Genomic DNA, 23,561 nt, shown 5'->3' on the forward strand with positions numbered 1-23,561 from the left:
GGGCCGCCGGCTCCTGCGGCCGGATGGGACACGGGACGCTACTCGAAACGCATGGTTTCGGCGTTCTCCGCGCGGCGGGCGAAGACCTGGTCCTTCATGTCGTTCATGGTCTTGAGGACCTTCTTGCGTTCCCGTTTGGACAGCCGGTCGATGTAGAGGCGGCCCAGGGTGTGGTCGGTCTCGTGCTGCAGGCAGCGCGCGAAGTAGCCGCTGCCTTCGACGGTCACCGGGGTGCCGTCCCGGTCGAAGCCGGTCACCCGGGCGTAGGGGGCGCGGGGCAGTTCGGCGTGCGGGCCGGGGACCGACAGGCAGCCCTCGTTCTCCACGACCAGGCCCTCCTCCTCCACGCCCCAGGTCTCCAGTACGGGATTGATGATGTGGCCCACGTGGCGCACCCCGTCGTCGTCGGGGCAGTCGTAGACGAACAGCCGCAGGTCCACGCCCACCTGGTTGGCGGCCAGGCCCACTCCCTCGGCGACGTACATGGTGCGGAACATGTCGTCGACGAGCGCACGCAGTTCGGGGGTGCCGAACTCGGTGGCCTCGGCGTTGCGCCGGTGGAGGACGTCCTCTCCGACGACGGTGACCCGCAGCGTCCTGCCGCGGGCGGCTTCGGGCGCCCACTGGGGATAGGAGTCCACGGGCTGGCCCTGGACCCGTACCCGGGTGTCGACGGGGGTTTCGGACACGTGCTGCTCAGACATCGCTTGACTCGTCTTTCCAGATGAATCGGGCGGCCGTGCCGGCTTCCGGACGGGTGGTCGGCCGCGCCGAGGGCTCCGTGACCGGAACGGCTCCTGCACGGTACCAGCGGACCGCGCTTCCGGTGTTCCCGACGATAACGGACGTCTGAGCGTGGGTTTCACGGGCGCGGGTCACGGCGTGCGGGTCTCGCGTCCCCGGTCGGGGTCGTAGCTGGTGGGTTCGGCGGGCAGGGTGTAGTGCTCGTCGACCAGTCGCGCGATCGCGCGGCGGCTGTCGGCGGGTGTGAGATCCGCGTCCTGTTCCACCTGCCGTACCGACTCGGCGAGTTCGTCGTCGCGCACCGAGTCGTGCAGCCACCGCGAGTAGTCGTGGCGGCGCAGGTGGTGGGTCCAGGTGTCGTCGTCCACCCCCTCGGCCAGTTCCACGAACGCGTGCAGGTTGCGGGCGCGCAGCCGCAGTCTCTCCTGCGGTCCGACGAAGTAGAAGCTCTTGTCGGGTGACAGCGTGCCCGCGGCGTACTTGCGGCGGTGCCGGGTGCGGTGCGCCTCGCCGGGGGCGAGTCTGACCCGGTGCGCCTCGGCTCGGTCGACCCGCCACACGGCGGTGTCGGAGACGATCGACTCCCGCTGTTCCTCGGGGGCGGCGGGGGCCGCGGCCAGCCGCGGCGGGGGGCGGCCGGTGGCCGAGGCGAACGCGCCGAGGGTGTCCTCGGGCCGGTCGCCGACCGCGACGACGGTGTTGACGAGTTCCAACGCCAGCGGGCTGAGTGTTTCGGGGTGCACGGTGACGAGCATCAGGCCGCCGATGTCGGCGGGGACGCGCAGGGGCAGCTGCGCCAGTTCCACGGGCATCAGGTGGTGGGCTTCGTCGACCACCAGCCAGGCGGGGTGGCCCAGTTCGGCGTGTAGTCCCACCAGGCGGGGCAGCAGGCCGGCGAAGAAGGCGGGCCGGTCGCGCAGCGGGACGGCGAGCATGGTGACGGCGACGTTGGTGTCGGGGTCGCGCAGCGCGGCCAGCACCTCGTCGATCGACGGGGCGCGGGTGGCGTCGCCGAACGCGGTCACTCCCTCGAAGTCGGCGTAGTCGCCTTCGGGGTCGATCACGCAGTACTGGTAGCCGCTCTCCCCGAGCCGCTCCAGCAGTGCGGTCGCGGCGGTGGACTTGCCGCTGCCGGAGGGGCCCGCCACTGCCACGGCCGTGCCGTACGGTGCGATGGCCGAAGGGGTGCTGCCCGCGGTGCCGAAGTGCAGGTCGTGGCGGGTGACGGACACGTCGGCCAGGTCGTCGGCGAGGATCCGGTCGGCCAGTTCGGCCACTCCCCGGCCGTTGGGGCGCTCCAGGGCGAGGTCGCTGGTCTTCTTGACCGACTCCAGGGCGTTGGCGACGGCGACCGCGCACTCGCAGGTGTGCAGCATGGCGTGGTCGTTCTCGGCGTCGCCGACGGCGACCGCGGAGTGGGGGGAGCGTTCCAGCCGGTGTAGTGCGGCGGCCAGCCCCGACGCTTTGTTGACTCCCGGGGGGAGCACCATGACGGCGCCCTTGTTGTAGATGACCTGGAGTTCCAGGCCCAGTTCGCGGATGCTGTCCAGGACCGTGCGGTCGTGGGGTCGGCGGGTGGCCACGATCACCTCGCCTGCCGCGAGCGGGTCGACGCCGTGGGAGCGCAGCCGGGCCGTGAACTCGGCGGGGGGCTTCTCGGCGAGCCGCCAGTGCTCGCGCTGCCGCGGGTCGTAGAGCACGCCGCCGTTCTCGGCGACCACTAGGTCGAACAGGTCGACGTGGCCGAACACGCCGAGCAGGTCGTCGAGGCGGCGTCCGGTGACCATGACCAGGCGGCGTCCCGAGCGGGACAGCCGTTCCAGTGCGTGCACGGTCGCGTCGTCGACTCTGCCTCCGGTGGCGAGTGTCTCGTCGTAGTCGCAGGCCAGCACGTGGTACCGCATTCCCACCTCCACCGGATCGAGATCCTGTGGGGCTTCTGTCCGGATTCGCGGCGGCCATGCTTCGCGGAGCGGTTCGGGCGTGTTTTCCCCGTTCCGGTTGCCGCCAATCCTCTGCGGGCCGATGGTGGCGGCTCTCACAGGTCCCGGCTCTCCCTGCTGTTCTGCGGGTTCGGGACGGTGCCTCAGGTCACACCCGTGAACCGGATTTCGCCGGATTATTCACGCCTCGCGGGTTTGTTGTCAGGCGCGTATCCCGAAGGTCGTGGTCCGACCTCGTCGGGGACCTGGTTCCGCAGCGGAACCGCCTCCGTGTGGGGGACACGGCGGAGGGGACGCCCACGAGCGTCCCGAGCGCGACCCCAGCGGACTCTCCCGCGCCTTTCTCTGTGGCGCACCCTCCCTTGTTCCCTTGCTTCCACGTCCTTTCGACGCGTCTCGGAGTATGCAGTTGTCTTTGACCACTCTGCGTCCCCGCATGTCCGCCGCCTCCGCCGCGCTTCGGTCGTCCGTCGTCCGGCAGCCGACAGCCGGCACCGCGCCCCGGGGCCGTTCCCGGCAGGCCGCGGCCCTTCTGGTCTTCGTGCTGAGCCTGCTGACCGCCACCAGTTCGCTGGCCACCGACCTGTACCTGCCGGCTTTCCCCGAGATCTCCGCTGACCTGGGGGCCACCGAGGCCCAGGTGCAGCTGACCCTGACCGCGATCATGGTGGGGCTGGCCGTGGGCCAGCTGGTGCTCGGCCCGCTCAGCGACCGCTGGGGGCGGCGTGTGCCGCTGCTGGTGGGCGCGGGCGTGTTCACTCTTTCCTCGCTGGCCAGTGCCGTGGTGCCCACGGTGGAGGCGCTGAGCGTGCTGCGGCTGCTGCAGGGTCTGTCCGGTGCGGCGGGCGCGGTGATCTCCCGCGCGGTGGTGCGCGACGTCTTCGACGGTGAGGACGGCGCCCGGTTCTTCTCCCGGCTGTCTCTGCTGACCGGTCTGGCTCCGATGCTCGCCCCGATGCTGGGCGGTCAGCTGCTGCTGTTCGGTTCGTGGCGGATGCTGTTCGGCGTGCTGGGCCTGGTGGGCCTGGTGGGCCTGGCGCTGGTGTACTTCGCGCTGCCCGAGACCCTGCCCCGGCGTGACGCCGGGCGTGCCGGGCGGCGCGGTTCGGTCCTGGGTGTCCTGCTGCGGCTGCACCTCGACCCGCGTTTCATGGGTCCGACCCTGGTGATGTCGTTGAGCTTCGCGATGACCTTCACCTACATCTCCGCGTTCTCCTTCGTCTCCGAAAGCGAGTTCGGTGCCACCCCGCAGCAGTTCAGCCTGATCTTCGGGATCAACTCGCTGGGCATGGTGCTGGGCAACCAGGCCAACACCATGCTGATCGGTCGGATGGACGGCCCCCGTCGGCTGCTGGCGGGTCTGCTGGGTGCCCTGGCCGCGGTCGCGGTCCTGGTCTACCTGGCCGTCTCCGGTCAGGCGGGGCTGGTCTCGGTGACCGCCGCGCTGTTCGTGATGATGTTCTTCACCGGTCTGATCTCACCCAACGCCACGACCCTGGCCATCGCCAGCCAGCCCTCCTCGGTGGCCGGAACCGGTTCTGCGCTGCTGGGCGCGTTGCAGTTCGCGATCGGCGGGGGTCTGGCCGCGACCAGCGGCATGGGTGAGGGCGGTGAGGCGAGCCTGCTGTCGATGTCCGTGGTGATGCTGCTGACCGCCGCCGCTGCCGGAGTGGTCTTCGTCGGCTGGGCGTTCCTCGCCCGTCGTGTTCCGGCGCCGCGTACCGCCTGAGTCCGCGTCACCGCGCCGCCGCCCGTCCGGGAGTCCCCGAGGTTCCCGGGCGGGCGTCGCCGTCTCCGCACAACGGGGCGTACCGCAATCAACCAGCATCGAGATGTTCATAGCGGGCAATCCTGGTTAGGGATAGGGCGCATGCCACCGGGGCTTCCACGCCCCCGTCCGGGGTCTTCCGGGCGGTCCGACTCCCGCCGCAACCGTGAGGAGTTGCCCATGATGCCAACCCGCACCCGCCAGTGGCTGGCGAACCGGATGAGTTCGCATCTGGACTGGCCCGCCTCCCGCGTCCGGGCTCTCAAGGGGGACACCACGATCAGCGTCGTCCTGCCGGCCAAGGACGAGCAGGAGACGGTGGGGTCGATCGTCACGACCATCCGGGAGTCCCTCGTGGAGGGGGTGCCGCTCGTCGACGAGGTCGTCGTCATCGACTCGCGTTCCACCGACAACACCGCGAAGGTGGCGGCACGCGCGGGAGCGGCCGTCTACGCCCAGGACGACATCCTGGCCGACCTGCCGGGCCTGTGGGGCAAGGGCGAGGCGCTGTGGAAGTCGCTGGCCGTGACCGGCGGGGACGTGGTGGTCTTCGTCGACTCCGACATCCGCAACTTCGGGGCGCACTTCGTCACCGGGCTGGTCGGTCCGCTGCTGGCCGATCCGGACCTGGCCTACGTCAAGGGCTGTTACAGCCGTCCGTTGCGCGAGGCGGACTCCTTCAGCCCGTTCGACGGCGGGCGGGTCACCGAGCTGCTGGCGCGTCCCCTGCTCAACATGTGCTGGCCTGAGCTGTCGGGGTTCGTGCAGCCGCTGGCCGGGGAGTACGCCGGGCGGCGCGAGGCTCTGGAGGCGGTGCCTTTCGTGTGCGGCTACGGCGTGGAGTTCGCGCTGCTGGTGGATCTCGCCGACCTGGTGGGGGTGGACCGCATGGCCCAGACCGACCTGGGCCGCCGGGAGCACTCCCACCAGTCCACCGCGGCCCTGGGGCGTATGGCCGGGCAGATCCTCGACACCGCGTGGTCCCGGATGCACCGGCACGGCATCGTCGCGCCGGAGCATCCTCCTTCCCGGGGGATCACCCAGTTCGTGCAGACCACCGACGGCTACGAGTCCCTGGACTGGGACGTCGAGGTCAGTGAGCGTCCGCCGATGCGTCAGGTGCTGGACGGGCGCGGCGTGCCCCGGCCCCGGCGGTACTGAGCGGGGCGGGGCCGCTCATCGGAACCAGTCGTTGCCCTGGGTGAAGCAGCGCACCAGGTAGTCCCGCAGGGACACCACCACGAGTCGGCGCTCGTCGGTCTCGTGGTCCCAGGAGATGATGCCGGGACCGTAGCCGGTGTGGACGTAGGCGAACTGGGGGCCCATGTCGCTGTCTCCGAAGAACAGCAGGTTGTCGAAGGGCGCGTACAGTTCCCGGTAGTCCGGTTCCGAGCGCATCGCGAGGTTGTCCTCGACGATGCGCTCGGCCGACCACACCACGGCGTCGCCGTACTCGTTCCACACCCCGTTGGTCTCCCGCAGCAGCTCCACCAGTTCCAGGGGGACGGGCAGGCCGAGTGCCTCCTCGATCCGCCAGAACAGGGCTTCCTTGGCCGGTTCGAGGAACTCCACCTCGGGGTACAGCTCACCGATCAGTAAACGCCACACGGTTGAATCATCACAGCTGTGCCCCTGTCACCGGAAATCGACGGGCGCACACCGGGTGGATCCGTTCCGGAAAGCCGCCTGTGGCGGCCGGTCGCGGCATCTCGGTTGCGGAGGCCGCGGGGGTTTCGTCTCCTCGGGCCGTGGCCTCTCCCCGCCCCGGGAGGCCGGCGGGGCGGGGTGTTCTTCCTTCGTCGTGCTACCCCGAGTCCCGGTGTCCGGGGCTGTTCAGGTCAGTGCGGGTTCGGCCACGCTGTCCGCCGGGGGGCGTTCGGTGATGGCGGTCTCCCTGGGGCAGGGCACGTACGCGCCGTCTGCGGTGTCGCTGCGCACGTACTGCACGAGTGTGGTGGTGACGCTGCCGGTCTCCACCAGACGGCCCGAGCGCAGCAGGCGGCTGCGGGCGGTGTGCTGGATCTGGGCTGCCATCACTCCCAGGTCCGGGGTGGTCTGGTGGGTGTGTTCGCGCACTCCCAGGTCCACCTGGGCGAGCGCGTCCAGCCCCACGGTCTCCAGCAGGTCGATGAGCAGTCCCAGTTCCACCCCGTAGTGGGACACGAACGGCAGGCGGCGCAGCACGTCGGCGCGGCCGGCGTACTCTCCGGCCAGTGGTTGCACGAATCCCGCCAGCTGCGGCCAGTACTGGTTGAGGAGGGGACGTGCCACCAGTTCGGTGACCCTTCCGCCGTCGTAGGTGCCGCCGGGGGCGCCGTTGAGCGGCCGGTCGTAGCAGGCCTTGGCGTAGACCACCTGTGGGTCGGTCAGCAGCGGGCCGAGCAGTCCGGTCACGTAGTCGGGGGTGAAGCTCAGCAGGTCGGCGTCGATGAAGACGAGGATGTCCCCGGTCGCCACGAACAGCGACTTCCACAGCGCCTCGCCCTTGCCCTCCCCGGGGGCCAGGTCGGGGCGGATCGCGTCCTGGTGGTAGACGGTCGCTCCCGCCCGTGCCGCCACCTCGGCGGTGTTGTCGCTGCTCCGCGAGTCGATGACCACGATCTCGTCCACCAGGGGGACCCGTTCGCACAGGGCGGTGCGGATACCGGACACGATCGTGCCGACGGTTGCGCTCTCGTTGCGGGCCGGAAGGACCACGGTGACCCGCTGCCCCTGTTTGTTGTCGGCAAGGACGCCGGCGTCCCAGTCCCGCGCGCGGCTGGTGCGCCGGTCGAGCCATGCCTCTACCTCTGGTAGCACGGTGCCTCCCCCTGGATCGGCTCTGTGACGCGGCGGGGACGCCGCGTCCGGCGATCCGTTATAGCGTCCGATTTTTTCCGGCGCGTCGCCACCGTGTGGCCGGCGGATGACGTCGCAGCGCACACGCTCGTCCACGCTCCGCCACTTTCTGCAGGACGCACCGTTTTCTTCACCGGTGTCACCGTGTCACGGGCGCCCGCTGCCCGCACACGCGGGGTCCGGGCTCGGGGCCCGTGACAGCACGGGGCCGGGCGCGGTCCTCGACCGCGCCCGGCCCGCTGGCCTCAGGTGTGGAGCCGTTACATGGTCTCTCCGGGGAACTCGGGGCGGTCTCCGGCAACCTTGCCCTGTCCCGGTCGGACCTCGCCGCGCCAGCCGCCCTCGGGGGGAGCGCCCCGCTTCTCGATGAACTCCTTGAAGCGTTTCAGGTCGCCCTTGACCCGTGTCTTGACCACGCCGAGTTTGTCGCCCAGTTTCTCCACCATCCCCTCGGGGGCGGTGTCCATCTGCAGTGTCACCCGGGTGTGCTGGGGGTCCAGCCGGTGGAAGGTCACCACGCCGGCGTGCGTGGTGCCGTCCACGCTCTTCCACGCCACCCGCTCGTCGGGGATCTGCTCGGTGATCACCGCGTCGAACTCGCGGCGCTGGCCTCCGATGGAGATCTCCCAGTGGGTGTGCGTGTCGTCGCGCTGCTCGATCCGTTCCACGCCTTCCATGAACTGCGGGAACGTCTCGAAGCGGGTCCACTGGTCGTAGGCGGCCTGGACCGGGACGTTGACCTCGACGGTTTCGATGACCTGCGACATGCTGCGACATCCTCCCTGGTCGGCAGTGTCGACCCGCGCCGCTGCGGTGGCGGCGCGGTCCGGGGCCGCCGCTACCCGGACCGTCGAAGTCCACACATCGGCTGCCGCGTCACCGTCCCCTGTCGAGGGGCGGGGGCTCGTACAGCGCCTCGATCTCCTCGGCGAACGCCCGCAGCACCGCGTCGCGGCGCAACCGCCCCGAGGGCAGCAGCAGTCCGCTGGCCTGGCTGAACTCCTCGGGAAGCACGTGGAAGGCGCGGATCGTCAGCTCCGGCGGTATCCCGTTGTTGACCTCCTCCACCGCGCGGCGGATCTCCGCGCCCACCTCCGGGGTCAACGCGATCTGCTCCACGGGGACGGACAGCGGCAGGTTGTTGACCAGCCGCCAGTACTCCAGCTGCTCTCGTTTGAGGGTGATCAGCGCGGTCGCGTAGGGGCGGCCCTCCCCCAGCACGATCACCTGGCTGATCAGCGGGTGTTCCAGCAGGCGTGTCTCCAGTGCCGCGTAGTCGGCCGTCACGGCCCGTGCGGGGGCCTCCACGACTTGTCCGACCACCGGGGGGAGTTCCGCCGAGCCGCGGGGGCGGAGGCTGTCGCGTCTGCCCCGCAGGCTCAGGTGGCCCTGCTCGTCCAGGTCTCCCAGCCAGCCTGTGGCCAGCCATCCGTCCGGCAGTACCTGTTCGCTGTCGCCCACCGCGTTGTGGTATCCGGTGAACACGCCGGGGCCGCGCACCAGCACCTCGCTGTCGTCGGCGATCTTCACCTCCGTGCCGTCGAGGGCGGGGCCCACCGTGCCAGGACGGCACTCGCCCGGGACGGTCAGTGTCACCAGGCCCCCGGTCTGCACCAGGCCGAAGCCCTCCAGCACGGAGATGCCCAGGCCTTCGTAGTAGTGGGCCATTCTCGGTTCCAGTCCGCCCTGCGGGCACAGCACCGCGCGGACCCGGCCGCCGAGCGCGTCCCGGACCCGGGCGAACGCCCAGTCGTAGATGGCGCGCGACATCCGCTGCCACGGCCGCCGCTTCTTCTGCCCCAGGTCCACCGCCAGCCGGGTGGCGGTCTCGAAGCCCTGGGCTCCGTCCCAGCCGCCCTGCTGCTGTGCCCGGGACCGCTCCACCTCGTAGACGCCGGTCAGGAACGCGGCGTCGGCCACCAGCAGTGTCGGTGCGAACTCCCGGACCTGGTGGGCGAAGCTCTGACCGGGTTGGGCGAAGGCGATCCGTACGCCTCCCAGGATGCCCGCCACCGCGGCGACGCAGCCGACGAATCCTGGTGTGCCCGGTCCCAGCAGCGTCACGGCTTCTCCGGGCGGCAGGTCCCGCAGCAGCGGGGAGAGCCGCTGCAGTGCCGCTGACGCCGCGGCCAGCAGGTTGCGGTGGGACAGCACCGCGCCTCGCACCCGCCGCCGCGCGGTGGTCGTGTAGTAGATCAGTGCCGTGTCCTGGGCGCTGCCCTCCTCGACGCGGAACCGCACCGCGGTGCCGTCCATGTAGGCGCCGGGTTTGGCGATCGCTTCCAGTCCGGCCCCGTCCAGGGTCCAGACCCGCCCCAGGTCCACCAGTTCGTGTTGCAGTGATGCCGCCACCCATGCCTGGCGTTGGTCGCGCAGCACGGCCACGGCCGGGCGGCTGTCCCGCAGCGCCCACCGCAGCAGTCCCGGTGAGCAGCGCGGCGGCAGCCACACCACCACTCCTCCTGCGGCCCACACCGCGAGTGCCAGCAGTGTCCGCTCGTAGCCGTCGGGGACCGCCACGAGCACCCGGTCGCCCCGCGAGACCCCCGCCGCGATCAGCCCCTTGGCCAGTTTGGTGACCGAGGTCAGGAATTCGGTGGCGCCCACGTCACGCCAGCCGTCCTCGACGGGGCGCTGCAGGACCGTGTCGTCGCCGTCACGCTGGGCGCACAGGTACACCAACTCGCCCAGCACCTCGGGGCGCGGCAGCGGTGAATCAGGGGTCCGTGACTGGCGCATGACTTTCCTACTCCTCACAGCAGGGCCGGAGAACCTCCCCCCGTTGTCCCCGGTCATCCGAACGTGTCCTACTGTGCACTGAATCGTTACCTTCGGGCAAGCTCACGGTGTGTCACAGCCAGCCACGCCGGCCCGCGATCGCGTCGATCCGGGCGTGCAGGTATCCGGCCCAGTCCTGGCGGGTGGCGGTGGCGTGGTCGAAGGAGAATCCGATGTAGGTGTCGGAGCGTTCGGTCAGCAGTCCCGACTTGCGGTCCAGTTCGAGCACCACGTCCGCGCCGTGCTCGTCGGTGGCGAACGACAGTTCCAGTTCGTTGAGTCCCCGGTAGCGGGACGGGGGGCGGAACTCGATCTCCTGGTAGAACGGCAGCCGTTGGCGGGTGCCGCGCAGGCGCCCCCGCTCGGTGTCGGTGTGGACGATCACGAATCCCAGGGAGACGAGCGCGTCCAGCACCGCCTGCTGGGACGGCAGCGGCGCCACCCGGACCGGGTCGAGGTCTCCGGGGTCGATCGCCCCGGCGATGCTCAGCCGGGTGTTGACGCCCAGCCGCATCGGGTGGAGCAGGGTGCCCCGGTACCAGTTGAGCGGGGCTTCGAACGGGACTCGCAGTTCGAAGGGGACGGTGTAGCGGGCTCCGGGGGCCAGGTGCAGTGCGCCGCCGAGCCGCTGCCGGGTGAACTCCATGTCCCGGGTGTACTCGTTGTCGCCCGCCTCGACCTCCACCCGGGTCTGCAGGCCCACGGTGAGTTCCTCGACCTGCTGGTCGACCGTGCCGCCCTGGATGTGCACCTGGCCGCGCAGCACACCGCCGGGGACGGCCACGGCGTCCTCCATGACCGTCTCCACTGAGGCCCCGCCGAAGCCGAGCCCGGCCAGCAGCCGCCGAAACGCCATCTTCGCCTCCCTGTCAAGGACACAAGGGGCGAAGAGTTTAGTCCTCGGTTCTTCTGCCGCTGCTCCTGCCCTCTGCTCCGCTCCGGGGCGCAACACGCCCCGTAGGGGGAAGGGGACGGACAGGGGGCCCGCCCGGGTCAGGCCGCTGGGCGCCGTCCCAGCCAGGCGGTCACCGTGAAGACCGCCAAGGCCAGCGCCCCCGTGGCCGCCATCACCCAGACCATGCTCGCCAGCGACGCCTCGCCCCCCGCGGCGATGCCGGCCACCGCGGCCAGGAGCCCGCCGAACACGAACCGCGACGACCCGTTCAGCGCCGAGGCGGTTCCCGCCACGGACGGCGGCTGCGACGACAGCGCCAGCGTGGTCGCGCTGGGGAAGACCACCCCCATGCCGAACATCATGGCGGCCAGGGCCGCCGCCATCGTGAGCAGCCCGGCCGTGTCCGTGAACTGCATGACGACCATCGACGCCACGGAGCCCACCCCCAGCAGCAGTCCCAGGAGCAGCCGCCGCGCGGTGTCGATCCGCCCGATCAGCAGGCCGCTCAACTGCGTGCCCGCCATCAGCCCCACCGCGTTGAGCCCGAACAGCAGGGCGAACGTCTGGGGCGAGGCGCCCAGTTCGTTCTGCGACACGAAGGAGAAGGAGGAGATGTAGGTGAACATCATCCCGAAGTTGAGGCTCAGCACCAGCGTGGGGCCGAGGAACCGCACATCGCGCAGCAGGCGGCCCACCGTGGCCGACAGTGCTCGGGGGCGCAGCGGCCGACGGTCGCCCCTCGGCAGGGTCTCGGGCAGGAAGAACAGCACCGCCAGGAATCCCAGCCCGTTGACCACGGCCAGCAGGGCGAAACTCAGCGGCCAGGGCCCCACCAGCAGCAGTTGGCCGCCCAACAGCGGTCCCAGGATCGGCGCCATGCCCGACACCAGCATCAACCGGGAGAAGAACCGCGCCGCCTCGTCCCCCTCGTACAGGTCGCGCACCACCGCGAGCGAGACGACCGCTCCCGCGGCCCCGGCCAGCCCCTGCACGAACCGGATCGCGACGAGGGCCTCCACCGATCCGGCGAACATGCACAGCAGTGACGTCGCCATGAACAGCGCGGTGCCCGCCAGCAGCGGTCCGCGCCGCCCCCACGCGTCGCTCATCGGTCCCACCGCCAGCTGTCCCACGGCCAGTCCCAGCAGGGACGAGGTCAGCGTCAGCTGGACCCGCGCCTCGGTGGTGCCCAGGTCCTCGGCGATCGCCGGGAACGCCGGCAGGTACAGGTCGGTGGCCAGGGGGCCCGCGGCGGCCAGCACTCCCAGCACCACCGCCAGCAGCAGGGTGGAGCGCTGTCGCGGGCCGGTCGTGGTCGACGGGACCGGTGAGGGGTTGGCCTCGCTGTGCGCCACTGCACTCCTTCGTAAAACAGGGGATGACCCGACAACAGGGGGCGGGTGGGACGCCAACCGCTGCCAACACACCGCCCGACGTAAAAAATCCGCAAAATCTCGTCGGATGATGTGATCTCCGTTACGTTGGCCGGCTCCGTCCCCGTCACCTGCCCGGTCGCCCGCCGCAGCGCGCGCACTAGGATCGGTCCGTGCTCCCGGAAATCACCCTCACCCGCTACGTCACGCCCCTGCGGGAGGGCGGCTCCCTTCCCGCCGTCGTCGAAGCCGACGACCTGGGGACCTACGTCATCAAGTTCGTCGGGGCGGGCCAGGGCCGCAAGTCCCTCATCGCCGAGGTCGTCTCCGGGGAACTGGCCCGCCGTCTCGGCCTGCCCGTCCCCGACCTCGCGCTCATCCACCTCGACCCGCTCGTCGCCCGCGCCGAACCCGACCCCGAGATCCAGGAACTGCTGCGGGCCAGCGCCGGACTCAACCTCGCCATGGACTACCTGCCGGGCTCCATCGGCTACGACCCTGCGGTGCACTCCCTCGACCCGGACCTGGCCGGACGCGTCGTGTGGTTCGACGCCTTCACCAGCAACGTCGACCGCACCTGGCGCAACCCCAACCTGCTGTTGTGGCACGGCCGCCCCTACCTCATCGACCACGGGGCCAGCCTGATCTTCCACCACAACTGGCCGGGCGCCGACAACGCGGCCCGGCGCCCCTACGACGCCGCCGACCACGTGCTGGCCACCGCCCGCCCCGACCTGGCCGCCGCCGACGCCGCACTCGCCCCCCGCATCACCCGCGCGCTCCTCACCGAGGTCACCGCGCTCGTCCCCGACCAGTGGCTCGCCGACGAACCCGGCTTCGCCACCCCCGACGAGGTACGCGCGGCCTACGTCCGCCACCTGCTGGCCCGTGCCGCCGACCGTTCCTGGCTCCCGGAGAGCGTCCGATGACCCGCGTCCCCTACGAGTACGCGCTGCTGCGTGTCGTTCCCGACCTGCGCCGCGGCGAGACCTTCAACGCCGGAGTGGTCCTGTACTGCCAGTCCCGCGATTTCCTGGCCGCGCACGTCCACCTCGACGTGGACCGCCTGCACGCACTGGACCCCGGCGCCGACGCCGAGGCGGTGCGGTCCGCGCTGCGCGCCGTGGAGGCCGTGTGCGCGGCCGCTCCGGGGGCGGGTCCGGCCGCGGCCGAGGACGTCGGCCGCCGGTTCCGGTGGCTCACCGCCCCCCGCAGCACCGTCGTGCAGCCCGGCCCCGTGCACACCGGGCTCACCCTCGATCCGGCGGCCGAGGCCCGACGCCTGCTCGACCTGCTGGTGCGCTGAGCCGGGGCGCGGGTCAGTCGCAGGGGCAACAGCAGCAGTGGCTGCAGCAGTCCCCGCAGCAGTCCCCGCTGGGCCGGCAGCAGCCGGGATCGCAGCAGTCGCCGCACGACGCGCAGCACGCCTCGCGGGGGCGGCCCTTCCACGGGCCGGGGTAGGGGTCGCGGCAGCACACCTGTCCGGTGCAGGTCATGAACAGCGCCACCGCGCAGCCCGCCCAGAACCCCCGGCGCCGCGGCGGGTGCTCGGCCTCGGGCACGGTGCAGCACCACTGGCCCTGGTCGACGCGGGGCCGCCGGGGCCGCACGGTCTTTCGCGCCGGGTCGTCGCCGTGCTCGCCGGGGTGGGTGTCCGCCCGGGAGGTGCCGGGGCGGTGCGACGGCCCGGCGGCGTGTCCGGCCGCGGCGAAGCTCCGCCGCACCGCGCGGTCCAGTTCGTGCACCAGCAGGGCGTGGACCAGGCGGCCGTCGACGAACTCGGCCTCGGCCAGGGCCAGTCGCACGCCCAGCACCGCGTCGTCGCACAGCTGCCGTACCCGGGCGGGGTCGGTGCCGGTGGCGGTGATCGGGTTCCACGCGCCCGCGGCGCGGTCGGCCTCCTGGTCCTCCACCGCGTCCAGCAGGTGCGCCACCCGGCCGAACAGCCGTCCCGCCTCACGCAGCGCCGCCTCGTTGCCGGGTCTGCCGGCCAGCAGCGCGGTGTGCGCGAACGCCGCGGCGGTGGCCTCTTCGGTGGGTGCGGTGGCCGCCAGCAGGTCGTCGCCGGGGCCCAGGTCCGCCTCGACCTCGGTCTGCCGTTCGGCCGCGGCCAGCAGGGCGCCCGCGTCGAATCCCAGCTGCTGTCCCGCCTGCCGGGCCTGCCGGGCCCAGCGTGTGGAGACCGTCCGCGCCACGGCGCGCACCGGGGCGTGTCCGTACACGCCGTCGCCGTCGGCGACGTGGTCGGTGACCTTGGCGGCGGCCAGCAGCAGCGATACCGACGCGGCCAGGTGCGCCCCCGTGCCGTGGGCGACCTCGGCGCGGTGCATGCCCCGTAGCGGGCACGGCCCGGCCGTACGCGTGCCGCCCGGGCCGGTCTGGGCGGCCACCAGGGCTGAGACCACCAGGCCGTCGTAGTTGGTGGCCACCCGCGCCGTCTGCCCGTGCCCGTCACGCAACGCCAGGCACAGCCCGCACAGGTGGGACAGCCACTGCACCGCCAGGTCGCCGGGGAGGGAATGCCGGCACGGCCGCAGGATTCCGAACACTCGAACCGTCGCTTTCGTCCGATCGGGGGTGGCGTGCACCTATGACCCGGTTCCGTGCCGTCCGGTTCCCTGTCGGACGGTGCTCCGCGCCGGGCCGTCCCCGCGGCGGAGACCGTGCGGGCCGGGGCGTACCGTTGTCGTCCCCGCCCGACATACTGGGTGCCGCACGAGGCGATGACGGACGAGGGAGGTGGGCCGTGCTGGTGGCGCACGCGGTCTGGGCCGGCGGCGCGCTCACCCTGTGGGCGGAGGACTCGACCGGCCGGGCCGTCACCGCCTCGCGTGCCGCCGTGCCGCCGCACCCCTACGCGGCCGACGCCGCGACCCTGCGCGGTGCCCTGGCCGCGGCCCTGGGTCCCTCCGCCGCGGTCGAGCCGACCCGTCTGATGCTGCACCTGCCCGGTTCCGCCCGGCACCCGCTGCCCTCCCCCGCGCTGCCGCCGCCCGCCGGCAGTCCCGTCGTCTCCTCCCCCGCGCTGCGCCGCTGGTGTCTGGACGCCCTGGCGGTGCGCGCGGGCGCGGCCGGCCTGCTGTCCGCGCTGCGCGACGGCCGCGGCCGCCCCGGACCGGTGGTCGGCGCGGCACTGGCCCACCTGTTCGCGGTGCACGCCTTCGCCGAAGACCTCGTCGACCGCGCCCGGCTGGCCCCGCTCGCCGTCGGCGCGGAGCCGTGCCTGCGCTGGCGGCCCCTGCTGACCGGCGCCGACGCCGCCCACTTCGCCGACCTGTGCGCCGCTCTGCCGCCGCCCGCGTACGCCCACCACGCCCCCGACACTCCCCCCGACGCCAGTACGCAGGTCCACGCGGTGCTGGGGGCGCTCGTCGACGAGGTCGCGCGTGCCCGGCTCGGCTCCGCGCCGCCGGGCGCCGCCCCGTGGACGGCCGCGCTCGCCGGGGTGGACGCGCGCGCTCCCCGTCTCGACCCGGCGCTCCCCGGTCGGCTGCGTGAGGGGTTCGACACCGCCCAGCGTCCCTCCCGTCCCCGGCTGTTGCTGCGTCTGGCCGAACCCGACGCCGAGGCCGGTGCGGACGACTGGCGTCTGGAGCTGTGGGTGCAGTCCGCGTTCGACCCCAGCCTGCGGCTGCCGCTGCGGGACCTGTGGCGGGGTGAGGGCGGCGCCTGGCTGGGGCCCGAGGCCGAGACGGCCGCGCTGCGCGGGCTCGCGCGCGCCGCACGCGTCTTCCCTGCGCTGGACCGGGCTGTGGGGTCGCTGGCTCCTGACACCGTGCCGCTGTCCCTGCGTGAGGCGCACGCCTTCATCCGCGACGCCGCGCCCCGCCTGGACGCGGCCGGGATCACCGTGCTGCTGCCCGCGTGGAGCACGCACCCCGCGCTCGCCCTGACCCTGGCCGTGCGCGACCGGGCCCCGGCCCGGCGCGGCGGTCTGGGCGCCGACGATCTGGTCGACTTCTCCCTGGAGGCCGCGCTCGGCGGCCAGCGGGTCGACCTGGACGAGCTGGCCGAACTGGCGCGTCTCAAACAGCCTCTGGTGCGGCTGCGGGGCCGGTGGACGCTGGTGGACCCGGCGGCGCTGCGCCAGACCCTGGAACTGCTGCGCCGCCGGGGTCGGGGCCGGATGCGCCGCTCCCGCGCCCTGGCGTTGGCGTTGGGGTCCGCCCCCGACCTGCCCGCGCCGGTCGGGTCGGTGCACGCCGACGGCGCGTTGGGCGCGCTGTTGGACGGCGACTGCGAACACCGCCTGACCCCGCTGGACGCCCCGCCCGGCTTCCACGGGCAGCTCCGCCCCTACCAGCGGCGCGGCGCGGCCTGGCTGCGTTTCCTCAGCGACCTCGGGTTGGGGGCGATCCTCGCCGACGACATGGGGCTGGGCAAGACCGTGCAGTTGCTGGCGCTGCTCGCCGACGAGCGTGCCCGCGGCGTGTCGGGGCCGACCCTGCTGGTCTGTCCCGTCTCCCTGACCGGCAACTGGCTGCGGGAGGCCGCCCACTTCACCCCCGGTCTGCGGGTGCGGCTGCACCACGGCCCCGACCGGGTGCACGGCAACGCCCTGGCCCGTCTGCTGGGGGAGACCGACCTGCTGGTGACCACCTACGGGGTGGTCTCCCGCGACGCCGAGGAGTTGGCCGCCATGCCGTGGCGGCGGGTGGTCTGCGACGAGGCGCAGGCGATCAAGAACAGTCGGACCCGGCAGGCCCGGGCGGTGCGCGGCCTGCGCGCCGACACCCGCATCGCGCTGACCGGTACTCCCGTCGAGAACAACCTGGGCGAACTGTGGTCGATCATGGAGTTCGCCAATCCCGGCCTGCTGGGTCCGGCCGCCGGGTTCGAGCGTGCCTTCGCCGCCGCGGCGCGGGACGACGGGGGGCGGGCCGCGGCCCTGCTGCGCCGCCGCACCGGACCGTTCCTGCTGCGCCGCCTCAAAACTGACCGTGCGATCATCTCCGACCTGCCCGACAAGCAGGAGATGCGCACGTGGTGCACGCTCACCCCGGAGCAGGCGTCGCTGTACCGGGCGGCGGTGGACGAGTTGACCGAGCGGCTCGACGACGCCGACGGTGTGCGGCGCAAGGGCCTGGTGTTGGCCACGCTGTCGAAGCTGAAGCAGATCTGCAACCATCCCGCGCAGTTCCTCGGTGACGGCTCGCCGCTGGCGGGCCGTTCCGGCAAGCTGGAGCGGTTGGAGCACCTGCTGGGCGAGGTGCTGGCCGTGGGCGACAAGGCGCTGTGCTTCACCCAGTACACCGCGTTCGGGGACCGGCTCGCCCCCTATCTCGCCGAGACGCTGGGGTGCGAGGTGCTGTGGCTGCACGGCGGCACGCCGCGTCCCCGCCGGGAGGAGATGACCCGCCGTTTCCAGGAGTCGGCGGAGCCGATGGTGTTCCTGCTGTCGTTGAAGGCCGCGGGCACCGGGCTGAACCTCACCGCCGCCAACCACGTGGTGCACGTGGACCGGTGGTGGAACCCGGCCGTGGAGAACCAGGCCACCGACCGTGCGTTCCGTATCGGGCAGCGCCGTGACGTGCAGGTCCGCAAACTGGTGTGTGTGGGCACGGTGGAGGAGCGGGTGGACGAGCTGATCGAACGGAAGAAGGCGCTGGCCGAGAGCGTGGTGGGCAGCGGGGAGGAGTGGCTGACCGAGTTGTCCACCGCCGAGCTGCGCGAGGTGGTGCGGCTGTCCGCCGAGGCGGTGGTCGGGTGAGTCCGCCGGGGCGCTGGTCGCGTCTGCTGTCCGCGGCGTTGGAGCTGCCCGGTGACGGGCCGCCGTCGTGTGGTGCCGTGCTGGACCTGCGCGTCACTTCGGGCGAGGTGCTCGCCCGGGTCGGTGCGTCCCGGGAGGGGGCGCACCGGGTGAGTCTGATCCTGCCCGTGTTGGACGCCGCGCAGTGGGACACGGTGGCGGCGGCGCTGGGCAGCCAGCCGCTGTTCCGTGCCCACCTGCTCGCCGGCCGTCTTCCGGTGGAGGTGGCGCGGGTCTTCGAGGTGCTGGGGCTGGGGTTGCTGCCGCGGGGGCGGGCGGAGTTGGTGGCGACCTGCTCGTGCCCGGAGTGGCGCGAGGTGTGCGGGCACGTCTCGGCGGTGCTGGAGGCCCTGGCCCGGCGGGTGGACGCCGACCCGTTCGTCCTGGTGGCCTGGCGGGGGCTGGACCGCGGCGCGCTGCTGGCCGCGGTTCGCGCCCACAGCCGCGCGGGACGGGAGGAGGCGGGGGACGGCGGTGATGCGGTGCCGCCGGTGCGGGTGGCGGCCCGTCCCCTGCCCGCCGACCCCGCGGAGTTCTGGTGTGCTCCCGCGCTGCCCGCACCGCCCGGCGGCGGCGCTGCGGCGCCGCCGGGGGTCCTCGACGGTCCGCTGGCTCCGCTCTATGCGCGGCTGCTCCGCCGCTCCCGGTGAGCCCGCCCCGCTTCCCGCCGGCGCCGCCGGGGGTCCTCGACGGTCCGCTGGCTCCGCTCTATGCGCGGCTGCTCCGCCGCTCCCGGTGAGCCCGCCCCGCTTCCCGCCGGCGGCGTCGGGGGGTCCTCGGTCGTGCCGGGCGCCGTGCGGCTTGGGGGCGGCGTCGGGGGTGCGGGTATCCTCCACGCGGCGCCGTGTGCGCGTGCCGCGGCTTCGCACCGACGGCACGGAGGGAGGGCGGCGTCCCGAGGAGCCCGCCACGATCGAGGGGAACGCCATCCATGACCTCGTGGACCGCACGAGCCGCACACCGGGCCTGGCTGGACGCCGAGGCCCGTCGCCTGTTGGACTTCGTTTCCGCCGCCGCGCACCCCGCGCACGGTTTCGCCTGGCTGGACGCTGCCGGCGCACCGGTGGCCGAGCAGGGGGTCCGGACCTGGATCACCTGCCGGGTGACGCATGTGGCCGCCCTGGCGCACCTGGAGGGCGTGCCCGGGGCGGGGGTGCTCGCCGACCACGGGCTGCGGGCGTTGGCGGGGCCGCTGCGCGATCCCGACCACGACGGCTGGTTCGCCGCGTTGGACGCGCACGGCCGTCCCGTCGAGCCCCGCAAGGAGGCCTACCAGCACGCGTTCGTGCTGCTGGCCGCTTCCAGCGCGGCTCTGGCCGGTCGTCCGGGGGCGCGGGAGCTGCTGGACGCCGCCGCCGACGTGGTGGAGCGGCGTTTCTGGGACGAGGCGGCGGGCCGCTGCCGGGAGAGTTGGGCGCCGGACTGGAGTGCGGACGAGCCCTACCGGGGCGCCAACAGCAACATGCACCTGGTGGAGGCGTTCCTGGCGGTCTTCGACGCCACCGGGGAGCGGGTGTGGGCCGAGCGGGCGCTGCGCATGGCCCGTTTCTTCGTGCACGAGGTGGCCGCGGCACGTGACTGGAGGCTGCCCGAGCACTTCGACGCCGACTGGCGGGTCCTGGCCGACTACAACACCGACGACCGCGCCCACCCGTTCCGCCCCTACGGTGTGACGGTCGGTCACGTGCTGGAGTGGGCGCGTCTGCTGGTGCACCTGGAGGCGGCGCTGCCGGAGGCTCCGGCGTGGCTGCTGGCCGACGCCGAGGCGATGTTCGCCGCGGCGGTGGAGCGCGGCTGGTCGGTGGACGGCTCCGCGGGCTTCGTCTACACCCTGGACTACGACGACACGCCCGTGGTGCGCGCCCGCATGCACTGGGTGGTGGCCGAGGCGGTCTCGGCCGCGGCCGTGCTGGGGCGGCGCACCGGGGACGGCCGCTACGAGCGCTGGTACCGGACGTGGTGGGACCACGCCGCCGCGTATTTCGTGGACACCGTGCGCGGCAGCTGGCACCACGAGCTGGATCCGGAGCTCACTCCTCCGGTGGGCGGCACCTGGAGTGGCAAACCGGACGTGTACCACGCCTACCAGGCGACCCGGCTGCCGCTGCTGCCGGTCGCGCCCAGTCTGGCGGGGGCGTTGGCGGCGCGGGGCTGAGCGGCCGCGGCTTCTGCGTGGAACGCGGGCGGGGCCGCCCGGTCGTCCCGGGCGGCCCCGCCGAAGTTCGGTGTCTAGAGAGCGCGGACGTTCTCGGCCTGCGGGCCCTTGGGGCCCTCAGTGACGTCGAACTCGACGCGCTGGTTCTCCTCAAGGTTGCGGAATCCGCGTCCCTCGATGTTGCTGTAGTGCACGAAGACGTCAGGCCCACCGGCGTCCTGGCTGATGAAGCCGTAGCCCTTCTCGCCGTTGAACCACTTGACGGTCCCCTGGATCATGCGATCTTCCTTCTGTGAATCCGAATTCCAGGCCCGCGCTCCGCGGGTCTGCGGGTGCTGCGGAACCTTCTTCGGAAAGAAAAACGCCCGCCGGTCAACAACTCCGCGGGCGATCGCGAACGATCAGGAGAAATCAACACTGCAACCTGTGTGCCACGCTACCACACGCGTCGCGCCGCGGTGGCGGACCGACCGGATCCGCGTTTTCATCTTGGGGTTTTCGTTCTTCTCCCGGGTCGTGGTGCTGGGGGAGAATGGGGGCGCGGCCCGGGTCCGCCCCGGGCCGCGAGTGGACGATCTGAGACGGAAAAGAGCCCGACCATGTCACGCGCCCCGCAGGAGGACCCCCGTCAGGACACGCCCGCGATCGGCGCTCCGGGCCGTTCGGCCGCGGGCCTTCCCGCCGTCGTCAACAGTCTGCGGGTGGTCGGCCGCCAGGCCGGTGCCGCCCGCGGGCTGGCGACGCTGCGCGACGTCAACCAGAAGGAGGGCTTCGACTGTCCGGGGTGCGCCTGGCCCGAGGGGGAGCGCCGCCACACCGCGGAGTTCTGTGAGAACGGTGCCAAGGCCGTGGCCGAGGAGGCCACGCGCCGTGCTGTCACCCCGGAGTTCTTCGCCCGCCACTCCGTCGCCGACCTGGCTGCCCGTTCCGGTTACTGGCTGGGCCAGCAGGGGCGGCTGACCCACCCCGTCTTCCTGGACGAGGGGGCCACCCACTACGTGCCGGTGTCCTGGGAGCGCGCCTTCGACCTGGTCGCCGAGGAGCTCGCCGCGCTGGACTCCCCGGACGGGGCGGTGTTCTACACGTCCGGCCGCACCAGCAACGAAGCGGCGTTCCTCTACCAGTTGTTCGCCCGCAGGTTCGGCACCAACAACCTGCCCGACTGCTCCAACATGTGCCACGAGTCCTCCGGGGCGGCGCTCACCGAGACGCTCGGCGTGGGCAAGGGCAGCGTGCTGCTGGAGGACCTGTACCGGGCCGACCTGATCATCGTGGCCGGGCAGAATCCGGGCACCAACCACCCGCGGATGCTCACCGCCCTGGAGCGGGCCAAACGCGGCGGCGCCCGCATCATCACGGTCAATCCGCTGCCCGAGGCGGGGCTGCTGCGGTTCCGGAACCCGCAGACGCCGCGCGGCCTGGTCGGGGGCGGTACCCGGCTCACCGACCTGTTCCTGCAGATCCGCCTGGGCGGGGACCTCGCGCTGTTCCGCGCCTGGAACCGGATGCTGCTGGAGGCGGACCGGCTCTCCCCCGGTTCGGTGCTGGACCGTGACTTCATCGCCGAGCACACCCACGGTTTCGACGCCTTCGCCGAGGAGTTGTGCTCCGGTGACGACGACGCGTTCTGGGCGGACGTGGCCGCCGCCACCGGCCTGCCGCGCGACCGGATCGACGAGGCCCTGGCCATGATCCTGGCCAGCGAGCGGATCGTGGTGTGCTGGGCGATGGGGCTGACCCAGCACAGGCACTCGGTGCCCACCATCCGCGAGATCGTCAACTTCCTGCTGCTGCGCGGCAACGTGGGCCGCCCCGGCGCGGGCGTGTGCCCGGTGCGCGGGCACAGCAACGTGCAGGGCGACCGCACGATGGGCATCGTCGAACGGCCGGACGCGGCGTTCCTCGACGCGTTGGGCGCGGAGTTCGGCTTCGAACCGCCGCGCGAGCCCGGCCACGACACGGTCGACGCGATCCGCGCGATGCGTGACGGCCGGGTGGGGGTGTTCTTCGCGATGGGCGGCAACTTCGTGTCCGCCTCCCCCGACACCCTGGTCACCGAGGACGCCATGCGGCGGTGCCGCCTGACGGTGCACGTGTCCACCAAGCTGAACCGGTCCCACGTGGTCACCGGTGCCCGCGCGCTCATCCTGCCGGCGTTGGGCCGCACCGACCGCGACCTGTCCGGCGGTGTGGAGCAGTTCGTCACGGTGGAGGACTCGATGGGGATGGTGCACGCCTCGCGCGGGTCGGTGCGGCCGCTGTCGGACCAGATGCGTTCGGAGGTGGCGATCGTGGCGGGTCTGGCGCGGCGGGTGCTGGGCGGGGACGACCCGGTGCCGTGGGAGGAGTTCGCCCGCGACTACGACCTCGTCCGCGACCGCATCGAGCGGGTCGTCCCGGGATTCGACGACTTCAACGCGCGGGTGCGGCGTCCCGGCGGGTTCACGCTGCCGCACGCGCCCCGCGACGACCGCCGCTTCCCCACCGCCACCGGCCGGGCGAACTTCACGGTCAACCCGATGGCCGTGCCCGAGGTGCCGGAGGGGCGGCTGCTGTTGCAGACGCTGCGTTCCCACGACCAGTACAACACGACGGTCTACGGTCTGGACGACCGGTACCGGGGGGTGCGCGGCGGACGGCGGGTGGTGCTGGTCAACCCCGACGACGCCGCGCGGCTGGGGTTGGCCGACGGCTCCTACACCGACATCGTCAGCGAGTGGCCCGACGGGGTGGAGCGGCGCGCCGCCCACTATCTGGTGGTGCACTATCCGACGGTGCCGGGGTGTGCTGCCGCCTACTACCCGGAGACCAACGTGCTGGTGCCGTTGGACTCCACCGCCGAGGTGTCCAACACGCCCACGTCGAAGTCGGTGGTGGTGCGGTTCGAACCGGACAGCGGCCCGCCCGCGCGGGTCTGAGCCGGGGCGGGCGGGGTTTTCCGCGGGCGTTGCCGGGTTCGAAGCGCGGCCTGCTGGGTAATCGCGAGGACGGGTGCCGCCGCATCGGTGCCGCGGGCGGCCGGATGCGGCCACCGGGCGTTTCCGGTGCGGTGCCCGTGTCACACCGGCCGGGGCGCCGCCGACGCCCGCCGCTCCACCAGGGGGGACAACGATGCCCATGACCGCTCCGCCGCCGTTTCGCCGCGGTGTCCCCGCGGCGGGGGCTGTCGCGCCGGTCGGTGTTTCCGGTGCCGCCGGGGTGCCGCGGGCCGTGGCCCGCGGCCGTGCCGCGCCCGTCCGCCCCGTCGACGCACCGCCGTGGACGCCGCCGGCCGTGTGAGGCGGCACGCGGTGGCCTCCTGATCAGGCCCTTCCCGGT

General features: G+C 72.6%; 18 protein-coding genes. 8 read left to right on the forward strand and 10 right to left on the reverse strand.

Annotated features, from left to right (window positions below):
* Window positions 1–38: 38 nt before the first annotated feature.
* Together def and FOF52_RS08130 are read right to left on the reverse strand one after the other, a co-directional pair.
* Complete coding sequence (gene def, locus FOF52_RS08125) at window positions 39–704, reverse strand: peptide deformylase (RefSeq protein WP_248593219.1); 666 nt, start codon at window positions 702–704, stop codon at window positions 39–41.
* Window positions 705–875: 171 nt separating this feature from the next.
* Entirely contained in the window at window positions 876–2,648 is a 1,773-nt protein-coding gene (locus FOF52_RS08130) for an HAD-IIB family hydrolase (RefSeq protein WP_248593220.1), read from the reverse strand.
* Window positions 2,649–3,096: 448 nt separating this feature from the next.
* Here FOF52_RS08130 and FOF52_RS08135 point away from each other — a divergent pair, with 448 nt between their 5' ends.
* Together FOF52_RS08135 and FOF52_RS08140 are read left to right on the forward strand one after the other, a co-directional pair.
* Window positions 3,097–4,416 (forward strand): multidrug effflux MFS transporter, encoded by a 1,320-nt coding sequence (locus FOF52_RS08135; RefSeq protein WP_248593221.1) that lies wholly within the window; start codon window positions 3,097–3,099, stop codon window positions 4,414–4,416.
* Between the two features lie 219 nt (window positions 4,417–4,635).
* Window positions 4,636–5,616, forward strand: a complete 981-nt coding sequence (locus FOF52_RS08140) for a glucosyl-3-phosphoglycerate synthase (protein WP_248593222.1) — start codon at window positions 4,636–4,638, stop codon at window positions 5,614–5,616.
* A 15-nt stretch (window positions 5,617–5,631) separates the two neighbouring features.
* Here the strand turns inward: FOF52_RS08140 and FOF52_RS08145 are convergent, their stop codons facing one another.
* From FOF52_RS08145 to FOF52_RS08170, 6 genes are all read right to left on the reverse strand, one after another.
* A complete protein-coding gene (locus tag FOF52_RS08145) occupies window positions 5,632–6,063 on the reverse strand; it encodes an SMI1/KNR4 family protein (RefSeq protein WP_248593223.1) in 432 nt (143 codons plus the stop codon).
* A 225-nt stretch (window positions 6,064–6,288) separates the two neighbouring features.
* Complete coding sequence (locus FOF52_RS08150; protein WP_248593224.1) at window positions 6,289–7,254, reverse strand: glucosyl-3-phosphoglycerate synthase; 966 nt, start codon at window positions 7,252–7,254, stop codon at window positions 6,289–6,291.
* Between the two features lie 299 nt (window positions 7,255–7,553).
* A complete protein-coding gene (locus FOF52_RS08155; RefSeq protein ID WP_248593225.1) occupies window positions 7,554–8,060 on the reverse strand; it encodes an SRPBCC family protein in 507 nt (168 codons plus the stop codon).
* Window positions 8,061–8,169: 109 nt separating this feature from the next.
* On the reverse strand, window positions 8,170–10,032 hold the full coding sequence (locus tag FOF52_RS08160; protein ID WP_248593226.1) for an AMP-dependent synthetase/ligase: 1,863 nt from the start codon (window positions 10,030–10,032) through the stop codon (window positions 8,170–8,172).
* Window positions 10,033–10,144: 112 nt separating this feature from the next.
* Complete coding sequence (locus tag FOF52_RS08165) at window positions 10,145–10,927, reverse strand: sporulation protein (RefSeq protein ID WP_248593227.1); 783 nt, start codon at window positions 10,925–10,927, stop codon at window positions 10,145–10,147.
* Window positions 10,928–11,064: 137 nt separating this feature from the next.
* Window positions 11,065–12,321, reverse strand: a complete 1,257-nt coding sequence (locus FOF52_RS08170; protein ID WP_248593228.1) for a multidrug effflux MFS transporter — start codon at window positions 12,319–12,321, stop codon at window positions 11,065–11,067.
* A 191-nt stretch (window positions 12,322–12,512) separates the two neighbouring features.
* Between FOF52_RS08170 and FOF52_RS08175 the strand changes: the two genes are divergently transcribed.
* Together FOF52_RS08175 and FOF52_RS08180 are read left to right on the forward strand one after the other, a co-directional pair.
* The gene (locus FOF52_RS08175; protein WP_248593229.1) at window positions 12,513–13,268 is read left to right on the forward strand and encodes a HipA family kinase; all 756 of its coding nucleotides are present in this window, start codon (window positions 12,513–12,515) and stop codon (window positions 13,266–13,268) included.
* Window positions 13,265–13,645, forward strand: coding sequence for a DUF3037 domain-containing protein (locus FOF52_RS08180; RefSeq protein WP_248593230.1), 381 nt, complete (start codon window positions 13,265–13,267; stop codon window positions 13,643–13,645). Before FOF52_RS08175 ends, FOF52_RS08180 begins: the two co-directional genes overlap by 4 nt.
* 13 nt (window positions 13,646–13,658) lie before the next feature.
* Here the strand turns inward: FOF52_RS08180 and FOF52_RS08185 are convergent, their stop codons facing one another.
* Window positions 13,659–14,888, reverse strand: a complete 1,230-nt coding sequence (locus FOF52_RS08185) for a DUF5685 family protein (protein WP_248593231.1) — start codon at window positions 14,886–14,888, stop codon at window positions 13,659–13,661.
* A gap of 197 nt (window positions 14,889–15,085) precedes the next feature.
* Between FOF52_RS08185 and FOF52_RS08190 the strand changes: the two genes are divergently transcribed.
* From FOF52_RS08190 to FOF52_RS08200, 3 genes are all read left to right on the forward strand, one after another.
* A complete protein-coding gene (locus FOF52_RS08190) occupies window positions 15,086–18,049 on the forward strand; it encodes a DEAD/DEAH box helicase (RefSeq protein WP_248593232.1) in 2,964 nt (987 codons plus the stop codon).
* Window positions 18,046–18,738: an SWIM zinc finger family protein gene (locus FOF52_RS08195; protein WP_248593233.1), complete on the forward strand. Its 693-nt coding sequence runs from the start codon at window positions 18,046–18,048 to the stop codon at window positions 18,736–18,738. Before FOF52_RS08190 ends, FOF52_RS08195 begins: the two co-directional genes overlap by 4 nt.
* 281 nt (window positions 18,739–19,019) lie before the next feature.
* Window positions 19,020–20,243 (forward strand): AGE family epimerase/isomerase, encoded by a 1,224-nt coding sequence (locus tag FOF52_RS08200; protein ID WP_248593234.1) that lies wholly within the window; start codon window positions 19,020–19,022, stop codon window positions 20,241–20,243.
* Window positions 20,244–20,317: 74 nt separating this feature from the next.
* On the opposite strand, the gene FOF52_RS08205 is transcribed toward FOF52_RS08200, so the two are convergent.
* Entirely contained in the window at window positions 20,318–20,521 is a 204-nt protein-coding gene (locus tag FOF52_RS08205; protein ID WP_248593235.1) for a cold-shock protein, read from the reverse strand.
* Window positions 20,522–20,842: 321 nt separating this feature from the next.
* On the opposite strand from FOF52_RS08205, the gene FOF52_RS08210 reads away from it, so the two are divergent.
* Window positions 20,843–23,161 carry an FdhF/YdeP family oxidoreductase gene (locus tag FOF52_RS08210; protein ID WP_248593236.1) on the forward strand — a complete coding sequence of 773 codons (2,319 nt, stop codon included), beginning with the start codon at window positions 20,843–20,845 and terminating at the stop codon, window positions 23,159–23,161.
* The last annotated feature ends 400 nt before the right edge of the window (window positions 23,162–23,561 follow it).

This window comes from Thermobifida alba (assembly GCF_023208015.1).
GTDB classification, from domain to species: Bacteria; Actinomycetota; Actinomycetes; order Streptosporangiales; family Streptosporangiaceae; genus Thermobifida; species Thermobifida alba.

Excerpts from the sequence above, each read along its gene's own strand:
- def (WP_248593219.1), bottom strand. The coding sequence starts at position 704 with ATGTCTGAGCAGCACGTGTCCGAAACCCCCGTCGACACCCGGGTACGG.
- FOF52_RS08130 (WP_248593220.1), bottom strand. The coding sequence starts at position 2,648 with ATGCGGTACCACGTGCTGGCCTGCGACTACGACGAGACACTCGCCACC.
- FOF52_RS08140 (WP_248593222.1), top strand. The coding sequence starts at position 4,636 with ATGATGCCAACCCGCACCCGCCAGTGGCTGGCGAACCGGATGAGTTCG.
- FOF52_RS08155 (WP_248593225.1), bottom strand. The coding sequence starts at position 8,060 with ATGTCGCAGGTCATCGAAACCGTCGAGGTCAACGTCCCGGTCCAGGCC.
- FOF52_RS08160 (WP_248593226.1), bottom strand. The coding sequence starts at position 10,032 with ATGCGCCAGTCACGGACCCCTGATTCACCGCTGCCGCGCCCCGAGGTG.
- FOF52_RS08165 (WP_248593227.1), bottom strand. The coding sequence starts at position 10,927 with ATGGCGTTTCGGCGGCTGCTGGCCGGGCTCGGCTTCGGCGGGGCCTCA.
- FOF52_RS08180 (WP_248593230.1), top strand. The coding sequence starts at position 13,265 with ATGACCCGCGTCCCCTACGAGTACGCGCTGCTGCGTGTCGTTCCCGAC.
- FOF52_RS08200 (WP_248593234.1), top strand. The coding sequence starts at position 19,020 with ATGACCTCGTGGACCGCACGAGCCGCACACCGGGCCTGGCTGGACGCC.
- FOF52_RS08205 (WP_248593235.1), bottom strand. The coding sequence starts at position 20,521 with ATGATCCAGGGGACCGTCAAGTGGTTCAACGGCGAGAAGGGCTACGGC.
- FOF52_RS08210 (WP_248593236.1), top strand. The coding sequence starts at position 20,843 with ATGTCACGCGCCCCGCAGGAGGACCCCCGTCAGGACACGCCCGCGATC.